This is a genomic window from Citrobacter sp. LUTT5, from assembly GCF_009905315.1.
Taxonomy (GTDB): Bacteria; Pseudomonadota; Gammaproteobacteria; order Enterobacterales; family Enterobacteriaceae; genus Citrobacter; species Citrobacter freundii.
On sequence record NZ_CP047606.1, the window covers coordinates 3,152,671 to 3,169,579 of the forward strand.

Consider the following 16,909-nt stretch of genomic DNA (forward strand, 5'->3'; position numbering starts at 1 on the left):
ATATAAACTTCGCCAATGTTTTACCTGGTATAATGTAAAGAAGTTAAAAGAAATTGCACCTGCAATTGAGACTTTTCGGAAAAGAAGAAAGGCGGTCAAATGACCGCCTTTCTATTTAGCTTGCCTGCGAGGAGGCATCTTCAGTCCCCGGCAGTGGTTCCGGTAACTGAGGCGCAAATCCGCGCAGCCCCACCACATGAACGTGCTCGGTGTTCTGGAAGACTTTACGCACCAGTTTGTAGGTGGTGCCTTTCTCTGGGCTGATGTTTTCCGGCGCAGCGATAATCAGCTGCATCTGCAAACGCTCACACAGCTCAAACAGAGTCGCAATAGAACGCGCATCGAGTCGTGCTGCTTCATCAAGGAACAGCAGGCGGCAAGGAGAGATGTCTTTCCCGCGCAATCTGCGACCTTCATCTTCCCAGCTTTGCACCACCATCACCAGAATAGACATCCCGGTCCCGATCGCTTCACCCGTTGACAGCGCGCCAGATTCAGCACGCAGCCAGCCGTCAGAGCCACGGTTAACCTCAACTTCCATCTCCAGATAGTTACGGTAGTCCAACAGCTCTTCACCTATGGTTTGCGGCGTACGCTGTCCCATGTCAATCTGCGGATTCAGACGTTGATACAGCTTCGCCAGCGCTTCAGAGAAGGTCAGACGATTGCTGTTAAACAGATCCTGATGCTGCTCATGCTGCTCTGAAAGTACGTCCAGCAAGGTAGCATGCGTTTCACGCACATTGACGTTCAGGCGAACGCTGTTAACCTGGCCAAACGACACACTTTGCAGCCCCTGGTTCAGCATGCGAATACGGTTCTGTTCACGCTGAATGGTCTTACGAATAATGTTCGCCACGCTGCGTGAGCTGATCGCCAGTTTCTGTTCACGAGAGGTTAACTCTTCCGTCAGACGGCTCAGCTCAATCTCCATCTGTTCGATGGCTTCAACCGGATCGTCGGTACGGATAATATCCTGGCGAATACGTTCACGCAGATGCTGGTAAACCGCGACGAAGAACTGGATTTTGCGCTCTGGGCGTTTTGGATCTTCAGACATACGCAACACATCGCGCAGGTGTTCGTTATCCGCAACCGCCAGACGTAGCGCACCGAGCGCCTTATCCGACATCGAACGCAGTTCGTCACCAGAAAGATAGGCCAACTCGCGACGGTGCAGTCGACGTTCCACACCGTTATCTTTCACCATCCGCATGACTGCACACCAGCCGGCTTTGGCGGTGACTACCTGCTCGCGCATTTCATGATAATCACGTTCCAGCTTGCGCAGTCTGCGGGTCAGGTTTTCCATCTCCGCTTCGCAGAAGGTCAGTGCTTTCTCAAGTTGGTTGCGGCGTGCACGGTTGTTGCTGAGCTGCGCATGCAGTTCGTCACGACGGATACGCGCGCGCTCTTCGGCACCGCTGTCCGCACGGACACCAATATCCTGCAGTTCACGTTGTAAATCGTTAAGCAGCTCTTTTTTGGTGTCATAAGAGCTTTTTAGCGATGCCATGACCTGGTTGTACTGGCTTAACTGTGCAGCATGACTGCGCAGCGCTTCACGAGCGCGGGTACGTTCGGCTTCCGCCTGTTCCAGGCGTTCACGCAATTTTTCGTTCAGATCGCTATTACCGCTCAGCATTTCGGCTGAGTCGGAATAACTAAAGTGCGCCCGACGCTGTACGACTTCAGTCAGCGCAAAAGCCTGCTGACGTGCGTCGCGCTGCATCTGCTGGGAATACGTATAGTCTTCCTTCAGCTGTTCAAACTGCTCAGGGTCATTTTGCAGAACTGAAACAATAGGTTCCAGTTTCGCCAACTGATTGCCATGTTGCTGTACAAAACGCGCGGCTTCCTGAGCTTCATCCAGACGCTCGCGAATTTCGTCCACGCGATCGGCCAGCGTGTCATCTGCCAACAGATTCAAGCGCGGCAGCAGGCGGTTCAGCGCGGAGACGCCCTCTTTCGCCTGTTCAAACTGCATACGGCTTTGCTGATTATCATTTTCATGATTGGTCAGCGCACGTTCCAGTTCAACGCGACGGCTATTCAGTTGGCGAATTTCCGCTTCTGGATCGGCTTCAAACGCCACCGACAGATGGCTGCCGATAAAGCGGCTGAACGCCTGATGCAGACGCTGGGTTTTCTGTACATCAAAGGAGAGCGTGGCGAAACGTTCAGACAGCCCTTCACGCTCGGCATGCAGGGTTTCGATACGGCTTTCACGCGCTGCACGACCAAAAATAGGCACCTTCGGGAAGCGGGAATAACGCCATTGACGCTCGGCGGTTTTCACCACCACCGCATTTTCCAGTTCATCAACGCTGAAGACGCTATCATCAAACGACTGCGGATCCCCTTCGATGAAATAGAGATCTTCCGGGCAATCCGTCAGCCCTTCAAGCTGTTCGGTAATTAGTGATAGATCTGGTACCACGATGGCATGGCGCGAAGGACCGTACAGCGCAGAGAAGTACGGGGCATCTTCAAGGCTAACGTCATCATAAATTTCTGACAGCAGCACGCCGCCAAAGCGTTCAGCCAGCGCGTTCAGACGCTGATCTTCCGCACCGCCCGGCTGACTTAAACGTTCAATCTCTTCATCAACCGCATTTTTACGTGCACCGACTTCATCACGCTCAACAATGGCCTCACGCTCGCGCTCCAGCAATTGTTGCAGATACTCGGTCACATCCTGGCTGGAGGTAAACTCTTCGCCACACTGCTCGCTAAGCTGATTCAGGCTATTTTGCGCAGCCAGCCAGACAGGTGCCCGCTTCATTAAATGCTGAATACGGGATTGTAGCTGTTCCTGTTCCTGACGCAGCGTCATACGCTGTTCGCTGGCAGACGAGACGCTGTCCGACAAGGCGGCGATGCGCGCTTCCAGTTCCTGGTGCAGCGCTTCCAGCTCATCGATATCAAACTGTTTACCCTGACGCTTGCAGAATTCGGCCAGCAGACGCTCGGCATCCTGCTGTTCGCGCAGACGCTGCTCCAGTTCGCTCAGTCGCATACGCAATGGCTGAACCTGTTCCGCCAGGTGGCGCTGTTCAACGCCTTCGCGCAGCAGTTCACGCGCCACGCTCCAGGCTTCACTACGTGCCAGCGGGCCGTTGATAGCCGCCACCAGCTGATAAGCCTGTTCGAACTGGCTATGCGCGGTTTGCGCCACGCTCATTTTTTGTTCAAGCGTTAGCAGCTTTTCAGTGGCTTCCTGCTCTTTGGCCTGGAAAGTCTCCAGCCATTCTGCGGCGCTGTCGGCTGTCAGATCTGGTAGGTGGCAGAGCTCTTTCGCCCGATTTAGGGCCTGAATCGCCTGGGTATACTGGATGGCTCGCGTCTGCTGGACGTCCAGCGCCTGCTGGTAATCGGCAAGCTGGCTTTTCAGCTCATCCACTTCCAGTTCGGCGGCTTCCGCGCGGGCTTCGTTTTCATCCTGGCGGTCAACGGCTTCCGCAACCACCTCATTTTGTTCTTCAAGACGGATCTGCAGTTCTTCGAGATCCGCTTCGTAGCGTTCAATTTTTTCCTGCTGACGCAGCGCGGTTTGCACCAGATTCAGGTGATCGCTCGCGGCCTGATAATCGGCTTCCAGATCGCCTTCGGCGCCGTTATGCTCGCCCAGTTCACGCGCCATATCCACGTGCTTGTACTGCTCTGCCGCCAGTTGCTTACGTGAGGTATACAGTTCACGACGATATTCCAGTGCTTTATCCAGATGGATACGACGTTCGTTGGCATGGCGCATATAATCCGCAGCCACATAGTTGGTCGCTTCGCTGATCAAATGCTTAAACAGGTCGCGGTCAGACTGGGTTACGCGAATCGCTTCAAGCGTCATGCGGTTTTCACGCAGCGCGGCTTCCATATCCTGGAACGCTTTACGGACGCCGCCGTTTTCCGGCAGCAGGTAGTCACGCAGTGAACGGGTAATGGCGCTGGAGATCCCGCCGTACAGCGAGGCTTCAATCAAACGGTAGAATTTACTACGATCAGACGCGGAGCGCAGACGGCGAGCAATGATGCCCAGATCGAACATCAGCGAATGATAATCGGTTATTGAGTTGAACTGCTTAAACTGCACACCTTCCATCTCATCAAGCTTCTCTTTCAGCTCAGGTAGAGACAGTACGCGCGCCTGGCGTTCGTTCAGCGTTTCCGTCACCAGTTGGGTTGGCTGTACCGACATCGGCAGCCCCTGAATGGCAAACGGTTTGATATCCACTTTGCGATCACGACCCGCAACCTGTTGCAGACGCACACCCACGACCACGCGCTGATGACGCGAGTTGAGGACGTCGAGCATTGAGTAACAGACCCCTGCTTTCAGCTTACCGTGCAGACCTTTATCACGTGAACCGCTGGTTGCACCAGCTTCGGTGGTGTTACGGAAATGCAGCAGAGTTAAGTCCGGAATGAGCGCCGTAACAAATGCCGCCATGGTGGTGGATTTACCCGCACCGTTACCACCGGACAGCGTGGTGACCAGCTCATCGAGATCAAACGTACGGGCAAAAAAACCATTCCAGTTAATCAGCGTAAGTGAGCGAAATTTACCGCGTTCAATCATTATTCTTCTTCTCCACTGTCCGGCTGATTCTCTTCGGGCTCATCGTTGAGCTGCAGACGGTTCTCGACCGCCATCGCTTCACCATCACGAATTAAGCGACGCTGTGCTTCACGCGGATCGTCACCGCTACGCACATCCGCGCCAAAGCGGAAGACAGATTCTGTAATACGGAATTTGCTGCTGTCGTGGCCCAGAAACCACACCATGCCTAAGCGGCGCAAGCGGTTGAGCGAAGAACGCACTTTTTCCTGTAGCTTCTGGCGGTCAACGTCAGAACCGGTTGAACGGTTGTTTACCAGCTTCAGCAGTTTGGCTTCATCCGCCAGCGTTAACAGCTCGTCATACAGCTCTTGCTGGGTAAAAATCCCTTCGTTCGCCAGGCGTTCCGGGCTGAGATAGAGATAGCACAGAATTTTACCCACCATCATGTCCAGTTCAGACAGGACCGAACGCGGAATGAGCGTCGTTGAACGCGGACGAAGGTAAAAGAACCCTTCCGGCGCACGGATCAATTCCACGTTGTAGCGGCTGTAAAACTCTTCAAAATATTCCTGAAAATCCATCAGGAAGGCATGATTATCCAGTTCATCCAGACCGATATGGCGGCCCGAACGTAAGGCGCTATCCAGCGCCGGAAATAACGGATTCGCCAGCGCCTGCGCCAGCTTTACCGGCATCACTTGTTCAATATTTGTCAATGACATGCGCCTGTACCTTGGCTCCGTAATCATTAATCGGCTGCCATTTGGCTGGCAGTCCGGTGAAGTCTGCTTGCGCTACGCCAAGGCGTACCGCCTGATCGATAACAATACGCGCGACGTCGAAATGACGCGCACGTGGGTATTGCGCCAGATACTCGCGCACTACCAAACCGAGATCCAGTGGTGTTTGTCTGGATTTGTAGATAGCCAGCTGTTCTTCGATGATCGCCGCCAGTTGTTCACGGATCTCGTTAAATTCTTCATATTCCAGATCTTCCGGAAGTTCACCGGTGACCTCTTCGTCACGCAGCACCATCTCCTCGTCACGCATATCCAGCAGACGATCGGCGTTGGCATAGGTCAGCGCCCATGGGTCGTCAAAGTAGGTCTGCACGGACTGACGCAGACGCTGGGCGAAGACGCGGTTTTTATCCATATCGATCGCGGTACGGATAAATTTATGCACATGACGATCGTAGCCGATCCACAAGTCAATGGACTGCTGACCCCAGCTAATAATGCGGTCGAGCTTGCTTTGTAAATCAAACACCAGCCGATCAACAAAATGCAAATCATCATGCGTCATTGTGGCATCCTGGATGCGTAACAGGTTAGCCTGCAGCTTATCCCCCGCCGCTTCCAGCGTATCCTGCAGTTCACGCAGCGTACCAGACGTTTCAGAAAGCAACAGTTCACAGCTGGAAATCGCCGCCCGCCAGTCTTTGTTTAGCAACTGTGCGATGTCGTCTTTTACCTGCTGCTGCTGTTCATCCATGATGCGCTGGGTCAGATCGATACTGTCGAAAATCTCCGCCACCGAGTATTTCAATGGCGCATAGACGTTGCGGTGCCAGTGGAACTCATCGCCACCTTCCGCTGCCGCATCCGCCGCGCGCTTCAGTTCGCCTGCAACAATCGACAGTTGCATGGAAAGACGCAGCGTAGAGAACTCGCGCTGACGAATATAGTAATCTGTGATGCCAATCCCGAGCGGCGTTAAACGGTAAATGGCGTTGCCTTCAGCCTGCTCGCTGGTAAAGCGGTTCAGCAGACGTTGACGCACCATATCGTTGATCGCGTTGTTGGCGCGGACGCCGATGGTTTCGCTGGTTTGCTCAAACGCATCACTCACATGGCGGAACGCATCCACCAGTTCACCTTCACTCATCTCACCGTCAAGTCGCTCACCGTTCAATGTGGCGACCGCCAGCAGGAACGAAAGTCTGTCTACCGGCAGAGAGATGGAGAAGTCATTTTTTCTGGCCCAGGCAACCAGTTCGGGGACTGTCTGGGAAAATTCACTCATAGGTTATCCTTGCATCTGCGGCTCGGGCCGGACGTTTAATCGCGGTGACATGAATATAGCGCCCAAGGCTGATATACGGTTCCTGGCGGCAATAGCGCGTTTCTATTTCTGTTAAAGCATCAAAACAGTCATGCTGTTTTTGTTTATCACGCAGATAATCATGAAACACCCTCACGCCCGTTTTACCGGTTATCTCCCAGCCAATCTCCTCCAGCCAGCCATAGACCTGCTGAGGGTCGCGCGGGAAATCGGGAGACAACGTGCGCCGTTTCTTTTTATACATTCCCTGCTGTACATAGCCGAAATTACCGACCAACACATTACGCATCAACAGGCCATTTGCATTGTAGAACATCAGCGATAAAGCACCGCCCGGGCGTAACATCGACCACAATGTTTTTAAGACGGCTTGTGGATCGGCCACCCATTCCAGCACAGCATGAAACAATATCAGATCAACCTGAGAATCCAAATGCTGTGGGATGTCCTGAGCGGCACAATGTATAAAATGCATGTTGTCGCTCACACCTTGCTCTTCTGCCGCCCGTTGCGCTCGCGCCACCATCTCAGCAGAAAGATCGCACAAGGTAACATGATGGCCCCGCTGCGCCATCAGAATGGCTGTCTGCCCTTCTCCGCCACCCGCATCAAGCACACGCAATGTCTGGCCCGCGTATTCGGCAAGAAGTTTGTCCAGATCCTGCCAGAGGATCGTCTGGCGAAGCTGACCTTTAGTGGTGCCGTAAATGTTACGGGAAAACTTCTCTGCAATGTCATCAAAATTGCGATCCCGCATCGGGCTCTCCACACGCTGGCTTTAGGGTGACTAAGTAAAACCGCTATTTTGTCACACCCACGCCGAGAATGAACCTTCCTGGTGTAATATCCCTGCAGATCCCCTGCTGTATGGTTAAAAAAGGAACCAAAAAGGATGCTTTTTACGCTGAAGAAAGTGATTGGCGGTATGATGCTGCCACTTCCGCTAATGCTCATTATCATGGGTACAGGCCTGGTGCTGCTCTGGTTTAGTCGCTTTCAAAAAACAGGGAAAGTGTGCATTAGCCTGAGTTGGCTGGCGCTGTTACTTCTTAGCTTGCAACCCGTCGCTGATAGCCTACTGAAACCGATTGAGGACAGCTATCCAACCTGGCAGGATACACAAAAAGTGGAATACATTGTGGTGCTGGGCGGAGGGTATACCTGGAATCCTCAGTGGGCACCAAGTTCAAACCTAATCAGCAACAGTCTTCCGCGTCTGAATGAAGGTATTCGCCTCTGGCGTGCTAATCCGGGATCGAAGCTTATCTTTACCGGTGCTGCGGCAAAGAGCAATAACGTCAGTACTGCAGAAGCGGGAGCCCGCGTAGCGCAGTCACTGGGTGTGCCACCCGGTGATATCATCACGCTGGATAAACCTAAAGATACTGAAGAAGAAGCCGCAGCGGTTAAGCAGGCCATCGGCAGCGCGCCGTTCCTGCTGGTGACCTCCGCATCGCACTTACCACGAGCAATGATTTTCTTCCAACAAGCTGGACTACACCCGTTGCCCGCGCCGGCTAATCAGTTAGCAATTGATTCACCGCTAAATCCGTGGGAGCGCGCGATCCCCTCTCCCGTCTGGTTGATGCATAGCGATCGTGTTGGTTACGAAACATTGGGTCGCATCTGGCAGTGGTTAAAGGGATCGGAGCACTGACAGAAATATTGCCTGACGGCGACGCTAACGCGGCTTATCAGCCCCAGGCGTTCAGCGCAGAATTGTAGGCCGGATAAGGCGCTCACGCCGCCATCCGGCAATGCCGTAACGGGATAGTCAGGCGAGCCACGGCAGCAGTGATTTCGTTGCCAGGTCAAAGTTGGTGCGATTAAAACGTCCGGTGTTGACCAGTTGCGCCACCTCATCCCATAACACATACAGCCAGCGCCGCCAGATGAAGGACTCCGCCACGGGCGCGCGTTGCAGGTATTGCCAAAGCAGGCTTTCCGCCAGCGCGTTATCCATTAAACGGAACAATTCATACTCTCTGGGCGCCCACAGCATCAACCCCGGTCCCACCATGGCCAGTAGCTGATCGCTACGGGCGTCTTTGAGCATGCTACGTAAACTGAAATTACCGTGGATTAGTACGCAGTTATCATTGAATCCTTCAAATAACGCGGGTAAACACTCACGGGTACGAAACAGGATGCGCTTATCCTGCATCGTCAAGCCAGTATTGTTGAACTGATTTAACGTGGTCCACAGCACCTCAACACGCTGGCGATACCAGGATGGCCAGATATTCTCTTGCGTGTTATCCACCATGCCCACGCAGCCACGGCTATCCTGCCGATGCCATGACAGCAGACCTTCTACGATCTGATCTTTTAAATGTTCCCAGCGTTCGGGCGTTCGGGCTGGCGCTTCCACCGGCACACCCCGTAAACGCTCAAGCAGTAACACATCGGGGCCGGGATGCTCTTCGTGGGTTAAGACCCCGTAAATGACGGGCATACGCACCGTACCGCTGCGCGCTAACATGGAGGTTTTCCATGCCAGTTGCTGCGCCATACCTGGCGTGGTGAAACTTCTCGCCATCAGCGGCATCGGATTTCCCTGGCTGTCGTACAGTGACCACAGGGCCGTATCCACTTTTTCATTCACGCATTCTATACGACTGAGTTTTTCGCCCAGCAGGTGGCTGAGTTCGGCACGCAACTGTTCCATTTCAGATTGCCCTCATAAATGCTACTGCTTTCATAATGAGCGTCGGGCAGACAGATGTCACCCGGATGAGATCAATTGATGAAAAGAAAAGTGGAGGGAAAGCGCAACGATACGACACTCCTCCCAAAAATACGCATCAATATGGGGGAGTGCCGTGAGAAAAACTAAGGCATTTCGGCGCGAACGCGCTCGAGATCTTCGGTAGTGTCTACGCCGGTACCCGGGACTTCTTTTGCGACGGCAACGTGAATTTTTTCGCCGTACCACAGCACTCGCAGCTGCTCCAGCATTTCGATATGCTCAAGCGGGCTAGGCTGCCAGTTAACATAGCGGCGAATAAAACCGGCGCGATAGCCGTAAATGCCCAGATGGCGCAGGAAGGTGTCCCCCACCGTTTCCAGACTTTTGGCGAAACGATCGCGATCCCATGGGATGGTCGCGCGTGAAAAATAGAGCGCATATCCTTCAGCGTCCAAAACGACTTTTACCGCATTCGGATTAAATGCCTCTTCCGCACTGTGAATCGGAGCCGCAAGAGTCGCCATGCCGACCTGACGTTGCGCCAGATTCTCAGCTACCTGGCGAATAATGACCGCCGGAATCATCGGCTCATCACCCTGTACGTTCACAATAACGGTATCATCGCTAAAACCACATTTCTCGACGACTTCCGCCAGGCGCTCCGTACCAGACTGGTGATCGGCGCGGGTCATGCACACTTCCCCCCCCACCGCTTCTACCGCGCGAGCGACATCCTCGTGATCGGTGGCCACGATGATACGTTCAGCGCCAGATTCACGCGCACGCTCCAGGACATGCACGATCATAGGCTTGCCGTTGATATCCAGTAGCGGCTTGCCCGGCAGACGAGTGGACGCATAACGCGCAGGAATAATGACCACAAAACTCATGATTTACTCTCATCAGCAGTCAGAACGCGGGCTTCGGTTTCCAGTAACACAGGAATGCCATCACGCAGTGGGAAAGCAAGGTTATCCAGTTTACAAATCAGTTCCTGTTTTTCCTGGTTAAACCAGAGTTTGCCATTGCATACCGGGCAGGCAATGATTTCAAGCAGACGATGATCCATAGTTCCTCCAGATGGACCGGATTGTGAATCCGTAAATATTAACATAATCGCTTAATGGGCTGGGTCTATTTCCCAACCATGGCGTGCATCAGCAAATAAACCTTCAGGATAACGTCCCAGCGTCACGCGTGTTGCCAGTTGCCAGCGGGCAAAATCGTCAATCGCCTGAAACAATCCTTTTTGCAAAGTCACCCCAGGCTTAACCCCATCCTGTAACCACAGCGAAATCACGTCCAGCACGCCCGTTTTACGGTGCATTTTGGCATCCATTCGTCCAACCAACTGCCCGCGATGCAGCAACGGCAAGACGAAATAACCGTACTGACGTTTTGGTGCTGGCGTGTAACACTCCAGCCGGTAGCTAAAATCGAATAGCTGCTCTGCCCGTTTACGATCCCAAACCACCGGATCAAAAGGCGATAACACTGCGCTGTGGGTCGCCGTTAATTTGCCCGCCAGCGCCTGTTCGAGCAGCGGCTGAAGGTGGCTATGCAGCCACAGCGTTCCCAGCCCTTCAACGTCGACAGGAATAATCTGTTGCTGTTCCGCCCGTTCGTTGCACCAGTTTTTTAGCGCCGGGCGCTTCAGGCGGTAGTAGTCTGCCAGCCATTGTTCGCGGAAAATCCCCAGACTGCGGGCGCTGTTATCCAGCATAACGCTTTCAGCATCTTCCTGCGAAAGTGGGTCGCGTTCATCGTCCCAGTGTGGCATGACGCGATGGGTTAAATCATACACGCGCTGGAAATTACGCCGTTCCACCACCATCACTTTCCCGGCAGTGAACAGCCCTTCAAGATGACGCTTCTGCGGTTTCCACTCCCACCAGCCGCTGGTCCCCTTGCGTGGATGCTCAAAATCAGCAGATCGTACCGGTCCGTTATGCTGGATGTGCTGGAGCAGTTGCTCAATTTCATGAGCATGTTCTTTCATCCACGCCGCTTTATACTTCCAGCCCATATTCTCCGGGGCCAGCATGCGGTGACGTATCAGCATAAAATCGCTGCGCGGCAAAAAGCAGGCCTCGTGCGCCCAGTATTCCATCAGTTCGCCCTGCTGTAACGAGTCGTCCAGCCATTGGGGTGAATAATCTCCTAAACGACTAAACAGCACCAGGTAAGGACTTCGCGCCACAATATTGATGGTATCGATTTGCAGTAACGACATGCGCGAAATAGTCGTGAGAATATCTGCCGGGGTCGCCCGACGGCGTGTTTTTTTCAGCAGACCTTGAGCGGCAAGGTGAAGATGACGGGCATCCGTCAGAGAAAGGTGCGGCAACGACATCTATGGCCTCATAAATGATTCGCTGCCGCAGCGTGAATCAGTTAGCGAGTCAGCGAGATTAAGCTATCCAGCAACATGTCAGGCCGATCGCCTGACAAATGTGCGTCAACAGGTAAATACCACCAGTTTTCATCGGCAAATGCCCGGCACTTAACCGCATCTTTTTCCGTCATCACCAGCGTTTGCCCGGCGTTTACAAACGCACTGACGTCACTGTAGGTCAGAGACTGATGGTCTGCCAGCGCAATGCTTTTTTGCACGCTGGCACCGCATGCTTTCAGCGTGGCAAAAAAACGCGGAGGGTGACCAATGCCCGCCATGGCGACAATATTGGGCAATTGCGCTACATCACGGCGTTCGCCTGTACGTAAATTAACGGCCAGCCCCGGTTCAAGTCGCATAGGGATTTCCCCTGGTTGCGCAACGCCACCGTTAACAATAGTCGCATCCACCGATTTTAGACGACCTGCGCGTTCCCGCATTGGACCAGCGGGAAGCCACCAGCCATTGCCAAACCGACGTTCGCCGTCAATAACCACGATTTCAACATCTCGCGCCAGACGATAGTGCTGTAGCCCATCGTCGGTCACAATAATCTGCACGTCATGTTGGGCCAAAATGGCTTTTACCGCATCCGATCTTACCGGGGATACCGCTACCGGCACGCCGGTACGTTGGGCGATCAGCACAGGTTCATCACCCGCTTCTGCGGTAGTGGTCTCTGCGGTCAATAACAACGGATAAGCAGCCGCTTTCCCGCCGTAACCACGCGACACCACGCCCACGCGAATCCCGCGTTGCTGCAGTTGTTCAACCAGCCAAATCACCACCGGTGTTTTGCCATTGCCGCCGGCTGTAAGGTTTCCGACCACCACAACCGGTACTGGCGCGCGCCAAGCGCGTTTCAGCCCAAGCTTGTAGCATAGGCGGATCCCGCCACTCACCAGGCCATAAAGCCAGGAGAGTGGAAGTAACAATCGCCACAGCGGCGATTCACCAGACCAGATACGTGCGATCATTGACCGAATTGCATTTTGTGTAATTGCGCATAGACCCCGCGCTGCTCAATCAGGTCGCTATGGGTTCCGCGTTCGACAATCAGACCATCCTCCACCACGATGATTTCGTCGGCTTGTTCAATGGTTGAAAGACGGTGAGCAATGACCAGAGAAGTACGGTTTTTCTGTAGCTCATCCAGCGCAGACTGAATCGCACGTTCAGATTCGGTATCAAGAGCTGATGTTGCTTCATCAAGGATCAGAATTGGGCTGTCACGCAACAAGGCACGGGCGATAGCGATACGCTGACGTTGTCCGCCGGAAAGCAGGACGCCGTTTTCACCAATCACCGTATCCAGGCCATTATCCATCTTGTTGATGAAATCCATGGCGTAGGCCATCTGTGCCGCTTTTTCGATCTGCTCACGGCTGTACATATCGGTACGCGCGTAGGCGATGTTGTTGGCAACCGTATCGTTAAACAGGTGCACATTCTGCGAAACCAACGCAACCTGATCGCGCAGGGATGCCAGGGTATATTCGCGCAGATCGTGTCCGTCCATCAGAATCTGCCCTTCATCAATATCGTAGAAGCGCGTAATTAGGCTGGCGATGGTGGATTTTCCTGAGCCCGAACGGCCAACCAGAGCAACGGTTTTACCCGCGGGAATATTCAGGTTGATGTTACGCAGAGCCGGTACTTCACGTCCCGGATAGGTGAAAGTCACGTTGCGGAACTCGAGATCGCCGGTAGCACGCTCGATAACACGTTTACCTTCATCTTTCTCCTGTTCGCTATCCAGAATCGTAAATAAGGTCTGGCATGCCGCCATACCGCGCTGGAACTGCGCGTTGACGTTGGTCAGCGATTTCAACGGACGCATCAGCGCGATCATTGAGGAGAAGACAACCGTAATTGTCCCTGCCGTCAGGTTTTCCATTACGCTTGGGAAGCTGGCCGCATATAACACGAAGGCCAGAGCCAGAGACGCAATCAACTGGATGATAGGATCGGAGATAGAAGAAGCGGAAACCATCTTCATACCCTGCAAACGCATCTTGTTGCTGACCTTATCAAAGCGCTTGGTTTCGACTTCCTGACCACCAAAAATCAGAACTTCTTTGTGGCCTTTCAGCATCTGCTCCGCACTGGTCGTAACCTGCCCCATAGTGTTTTGCATGTTTTTACTGATGCTACGAAAGCGCTTGGAAACCACACGGATCGCCACTGACACAATTGGCGCCAGTACAATCAGGATCAGTGACAGCTGCCAGCTGTAATAGAACATCATGATAAACAGGCCAATGATTGAGGCCCCTTCACGTACCACGGTGATCAGCGCGCCGGAAGACGATGACGCGACCTGCTCTGAATCATAGGTAATACGTGACAACAGCGTACCTGTAGACTGTTTATCAAAAAAGGAGACTGGCATGCCCATCATATGACCAAACAGGCGGCGACGCATGGTCATGACCACTTTGCCTGACACCCATGAGATACAGTAGCTGGAGACATAACTGGTTAAGCCACGAACTATCATCAGCCCAATGACCACCAGCGGCATCCACAGCAGCACCGAACGATCCGTTTTACCAAAACCATCATCCAGTAATGGTTTAAGGAGCGATAACATGAAGGTATCGCTGGCCGCGTTAAGGACTAACGCTATACCCGCCACGATCAGACCCGATTTAAAAGGCGCTATGGTTGGCCATAGTCGGCGAAACGTCTGCCACGTAGAGAGATCTTTATCGTTATGCATTCAAAAAACCAGCATTTGTTAGAATAGCCGCATATTCTACCCGTTATCCTCCGACACGCCAAACCACTGATGATACCAACGAGGTAAAATCTGATCCCGCAAGCTGTGTATTCGCCAGTTTTTTTGGTAAAAATCCAGCGTAATCTGCCCCTGATGTGGTGTATCCAGCCATTGATAATTTTGTTTCCGATAACGTTGCTTCACTTTCCAGGATGGCAGACGCCAGGCGTTGTAACGGGATGCAGAGGCTAGTGCGGCCTGTCCGTCAACTCGCTGAATGAGTGCCAGTGATGATGAGGTATTGCTGCCATGATGCGGAACCTGCATCACCGTAGACTGCAGATGCTGCCAGTAGTGACTTAGCATTTTTTGTTCAGCGGGAGACTCAATATCGCCGGTCAGCAGAACACTCTGATACCCATCATCAACTTTAACCACGCAGGAGTGGTTATTTCCCTGCCCTGTATTTCCAAGCACAGGCCAGTGCGCACTGAAGGTTAACCCTTGCCATTGCCAACGTTCTCCGCGAAAACACGGGAGGTGTCCTTTCCAGCCTAGCGGACTTCTTATCCATAGTGATGGCCAGACTTGTTGTAAGGAGTGCAACCCTCCCCGGTGATCCATATGTTCATGGCTTAAAATGACCCCTTCCGGCTCCAGATTATGCCAACGCAACCAGGGAATAATCAGCTGTTGCGCGCTATCGCCTTCAGGCCATGCCAGACCGGTATCGTAAAGCAGCGCTTTTCCATTACGCACAATCACCATCGCCAGCCCCTGCCCGACATCCAGCATATGCACTTGCCACACATCTGTACGCGGTGCACGCCAAAGCGGCCCACTCAGCAAAAGTAGCGCAGAGAAACAGACCACCGGTAGCGTAAGCAAGATATTTAGTCGCCATGCGATAATCATCATTCCGGGTAAAAATGCGAGCCATTGCCAGCGTGCATCAATATTGATCCACCCTTCAGGCAGGCTCCTGAGCCCCCAAAATAGTAGCGCCAGAGAGCGATCCGCTAAATACCACAGATTCGATTCAATCATCACCAGTCCGGCTAAATGCACGATCATGCCTGCTAATATCAAGGGTACGGAAACAAACGTGACCAAAGGGACGGCAAACAAATTAGCCGGAAACGAGGTCAGACTAAAACCGTGAAACATTGCGATTTGTACGGGAAGAAGCAGAAGCGTAATACCCAATTGCAGATGAGCCAGCGCCAAAAATTGACGACCAGCACGCGACAGCGGCCAGTCCGGGAGCGGTACCCATTGGTACCAGAACAGCAGTGCCGCAACGGCGGATGCAGACAACCATAGACTTTGCGAAAGAACGGCAACAGGATCCACCACCAGAATGGCTGCCAGACAGCAGATCCATACCGACCATCCGCTCCACTGCCTGCTGCTAAGTCTTAGCGCCCCCCAGACTAGCAGCGCAACAACCGTTCGTAATGCCGGGGGTTGCAGCCCCGTCAGCCAGGCATATAATGTGGCGCAGACAATCCCACCCACTAATGGAACCTGCCAACAAATCCATCTGGCGGGCATAAAAAATTGTCCCGCGCGAATTATTCCGCCAGCCAGAAGTGCAGCAAACGCAATATGCAGCCCGGAGATTGCCATCAAATGAGCCGTGCCGGTATCACGCATAATCGTTTTCACCTCTTGTGACACGGACAAGCGCTCACCCATTCCCAGACCCAGTATGACCTGCTGCCAGGGATAATCGGCGAGTACCGTTTTCAACGAGTCGAGAAATCGCGAACGCAAACTGCATTGTGGTGTGATAACCGAAGCCTGTAAGAATCGCCCCGTCAACGGTTGATGCTGCGCCAATGCGTAACGCTGGCTATCAAATCCGCCTTCGTTTAATTGACCGTGTACGGCGCGGACTTTCAACGTCATCGCCCATGTCTGACCCGCACAAACATCACCGGGTAAATACTGTCCGTACAAGACGATTCCTTGTGCAGGAAAGATTCGTCTCCCCTGAAGGTGAGTGATTTGGCCGTAGTGCGTTGTCATATTGTCAGTTCCGGTTATCCGCACAATGGCTTGCTGGTTTTTCTCAGGCAGCGTATTACCGGCCCACAGAGCCTCTTTCGCAGCCAGGATTCCCCAAAGAAAAAACAGCAGGGTTAGTCCGGCGGAACGTATATATTTGTGGGGGAGAAAACAGAGCAGACATGCCAGACAAAATACAATGCTGATACACAACATGCCTGGCAGCGTAGGTAATAGCATGAGTGGGAGAATGCCGAATAATGCACACGTACTCACCGTTGTTATTTTCATCAATAACCTCCCTGTTACAGGGAGTGTGCAGTACTCTTCGACGATTGTCTGGCATCAATTTATCGTTATACGACCTGAGTTCCGCAGACATTTAGTGGGGGTTGTAACGTACAAATTAACTGGGATGAGGATTCCAGGATAGGCGCACAGAAATGAAAAAAGCACCCATGTGGGTGCTTT

Annotated in this window: 12 protein-coding genes; 1 reads left to right on the forward strand and 11 read right to left on the reverse strand. The window is 53.0% G+C overall.

Annotated features, from left to right (window positions below):
• Nucleotides 1-115 precede the first annotated feature (115 nt).
• From mukB to cmoM, 4 genes are read right to left on the reverse strand one after another with little or no spacing between them, the layout of a single operon-like run.
• Nucleotides 116-4,576 carry a chromosome partition protein MukB gene (gene mukB, locus GUC46_RS15320; protein ID WP_003846984.1) on the reverse strand — a complete coding sequence of 1,487 codons (4,461 nt, stop codon included), beginning with the start codon at nt 4,574-4,576 and terminating at the stop codon, nt 116-118.
• Nucleotides 4,576-5,280, reverse strand: coding sequence for a chromosome partition protein MukE (gene mukE / locus GUC46_RS15325; protein WP_003035809.1), 705 nt, complete (start codon nt 5,278-5,280; stop codon nt 4,576-4,578). Before mukE ends, mukB begins: the two co-directional genes overlap by 1 nt.
• The gene (gene mukF / locus GUC46_RS15330; RefSeq protein WP_003836877.1) at nt 5,261-6,583 is read right to left on the reverse strand and encodes a chromosome partition protein MukF; all 1,323 of its coding nucleotides are present in this window, start codon (nt 6,581-6,583) and stop codon (nt 5,261-5,263) included. The genes mukE and mukF overlap by 20 nt, the downstream gene beginning before the upstream one ends.
• A complete protein-coding gene (cmoM, locus tag GUC46_RS15335) occupies nt 6,576-7,379 on the reverse strand; it encodes a tRNA uridine 5-oxyacetic acid(34) methyltransferase CmoM (RefSeq protein ID WP_003846990.1) in 804 nt (267 codons plus the stop codon). The genes mukF and cmoM overlap by 8 nt, the downstream gene beginning before the upstream one ends.
• Before the next feature lie 135 nt (nt 7,380-7,514).
• On the opposite strand from cmoM, the gene elyC reads away from it, so the two are divergent.
• A complete protein-coding gene (gene elyC, locus GUC46_RS15340; protein WP_016149868.1) occupies nt 7,515-8,279 on the forward strand; it encodes an envelope biogenesis factor ElyC in 765 nt (254 codons plus the stop codon).
• A 117-nt stretch (nt 8,280-8,396) separates the two neighbouring features.
• Here the strand turns inward: elyC and GUC46_RS15345 are convergent, their stop codons facing one another.
• The 7 genes from GUC46_RS15345 to GUC46_RS15375 form a co-directional block, all read right to left on the reverse strand.
• Nucleotides 8,397-9,290 (reverse strand): YcbJ family phosphotransferase, encoded by an 894-nt coding sequence (locus GUC46_RS15345; RefSeq protein WP_003035798.1) that lies wholly within the window; start codon nt 9,288-9,290, stop codon nt 8,397-8,399.
• Nucleotides 9,291-9,454: 164 nt separating this feature from the next.
• On the reverse strand, nt 9,455-10,201 hold the full coding sequence (gene kdsB, locus GUC46_RS15350) for a 3-deoxy-manno-octulosonate cytidylyltransferase (protein ID WP_003035796.1): 747 nt from the start codon (nt 10,199-10,201) through the stop codon (nt 9,455-9,457).
• Complete coding sequence (ycaR, locus tag GUC46_RS15355) at nt 10,198-10,380, reverse strand: protein YcaR (protein ID WP_003035793.1); 183 nt, start codon at nt 10,378-10,380, stop codon at nt 10,198-10,200. The genes kdsB and ycaR overlap by 4 nt, the downstream gene beginning before the upstream one ends.
• 51 nt (nt 10,381-10,431) lie before the next feature.
• Nucleotides 10,432-11,664: a winged helix-turn-helix domain-containing protein gene (locus GUC46_RS15360; protein ID WP_160180466.1), complete on the reverse strand. Its 1,233-nt coding sequence runs from the start codon at nt 11,662-11,664 to the stop codon at nt 10,432-10,434.
• A gap of 41 nt (nt 11,665-11,705) precedes the next feature.
• Nucleotides 11,706-12,683, reverse strand: coding sequence for a tetraacyldisaccharide 4'-kinase (gene lpxK, locus GUC46_RS15365; RefSeq protein WP_044712540.1), 978 nt, complete (start codon nt 12,681-12,683; stop codon nt 11,706-11,708).
• Entirely contained in the window at nt 12,680-14,428 is a 1,749-nt protein-coding gene (gene msbA, locus GUC46_RS15370; protein ID WP_003035784.1) for a lipid A ABC transporter ATP-binding protein/permease MsbA, read from the reverse strand. Before msbA ends, lpxK begins: the two co-directional genes overlap by 4 nt.
• A gap of 36 nt (nt 14,429-14,464) precedes the next feature.
• Nucleotides 14,465-16,729 carry a ComEC family protein gene (locus GUC46_RS15375; RefSeq protein WP_160180468.1) on the reverse strand — a complete coding sequence of 755 codons (2,265 nt, stop codon included), beginning with the start codon at nt 16,727-16,729 and terminating at the stop codon, nt 14,465-14,467.
• Nucleotides 16,730-16,909: the final 180 nt, after the last annotated feature.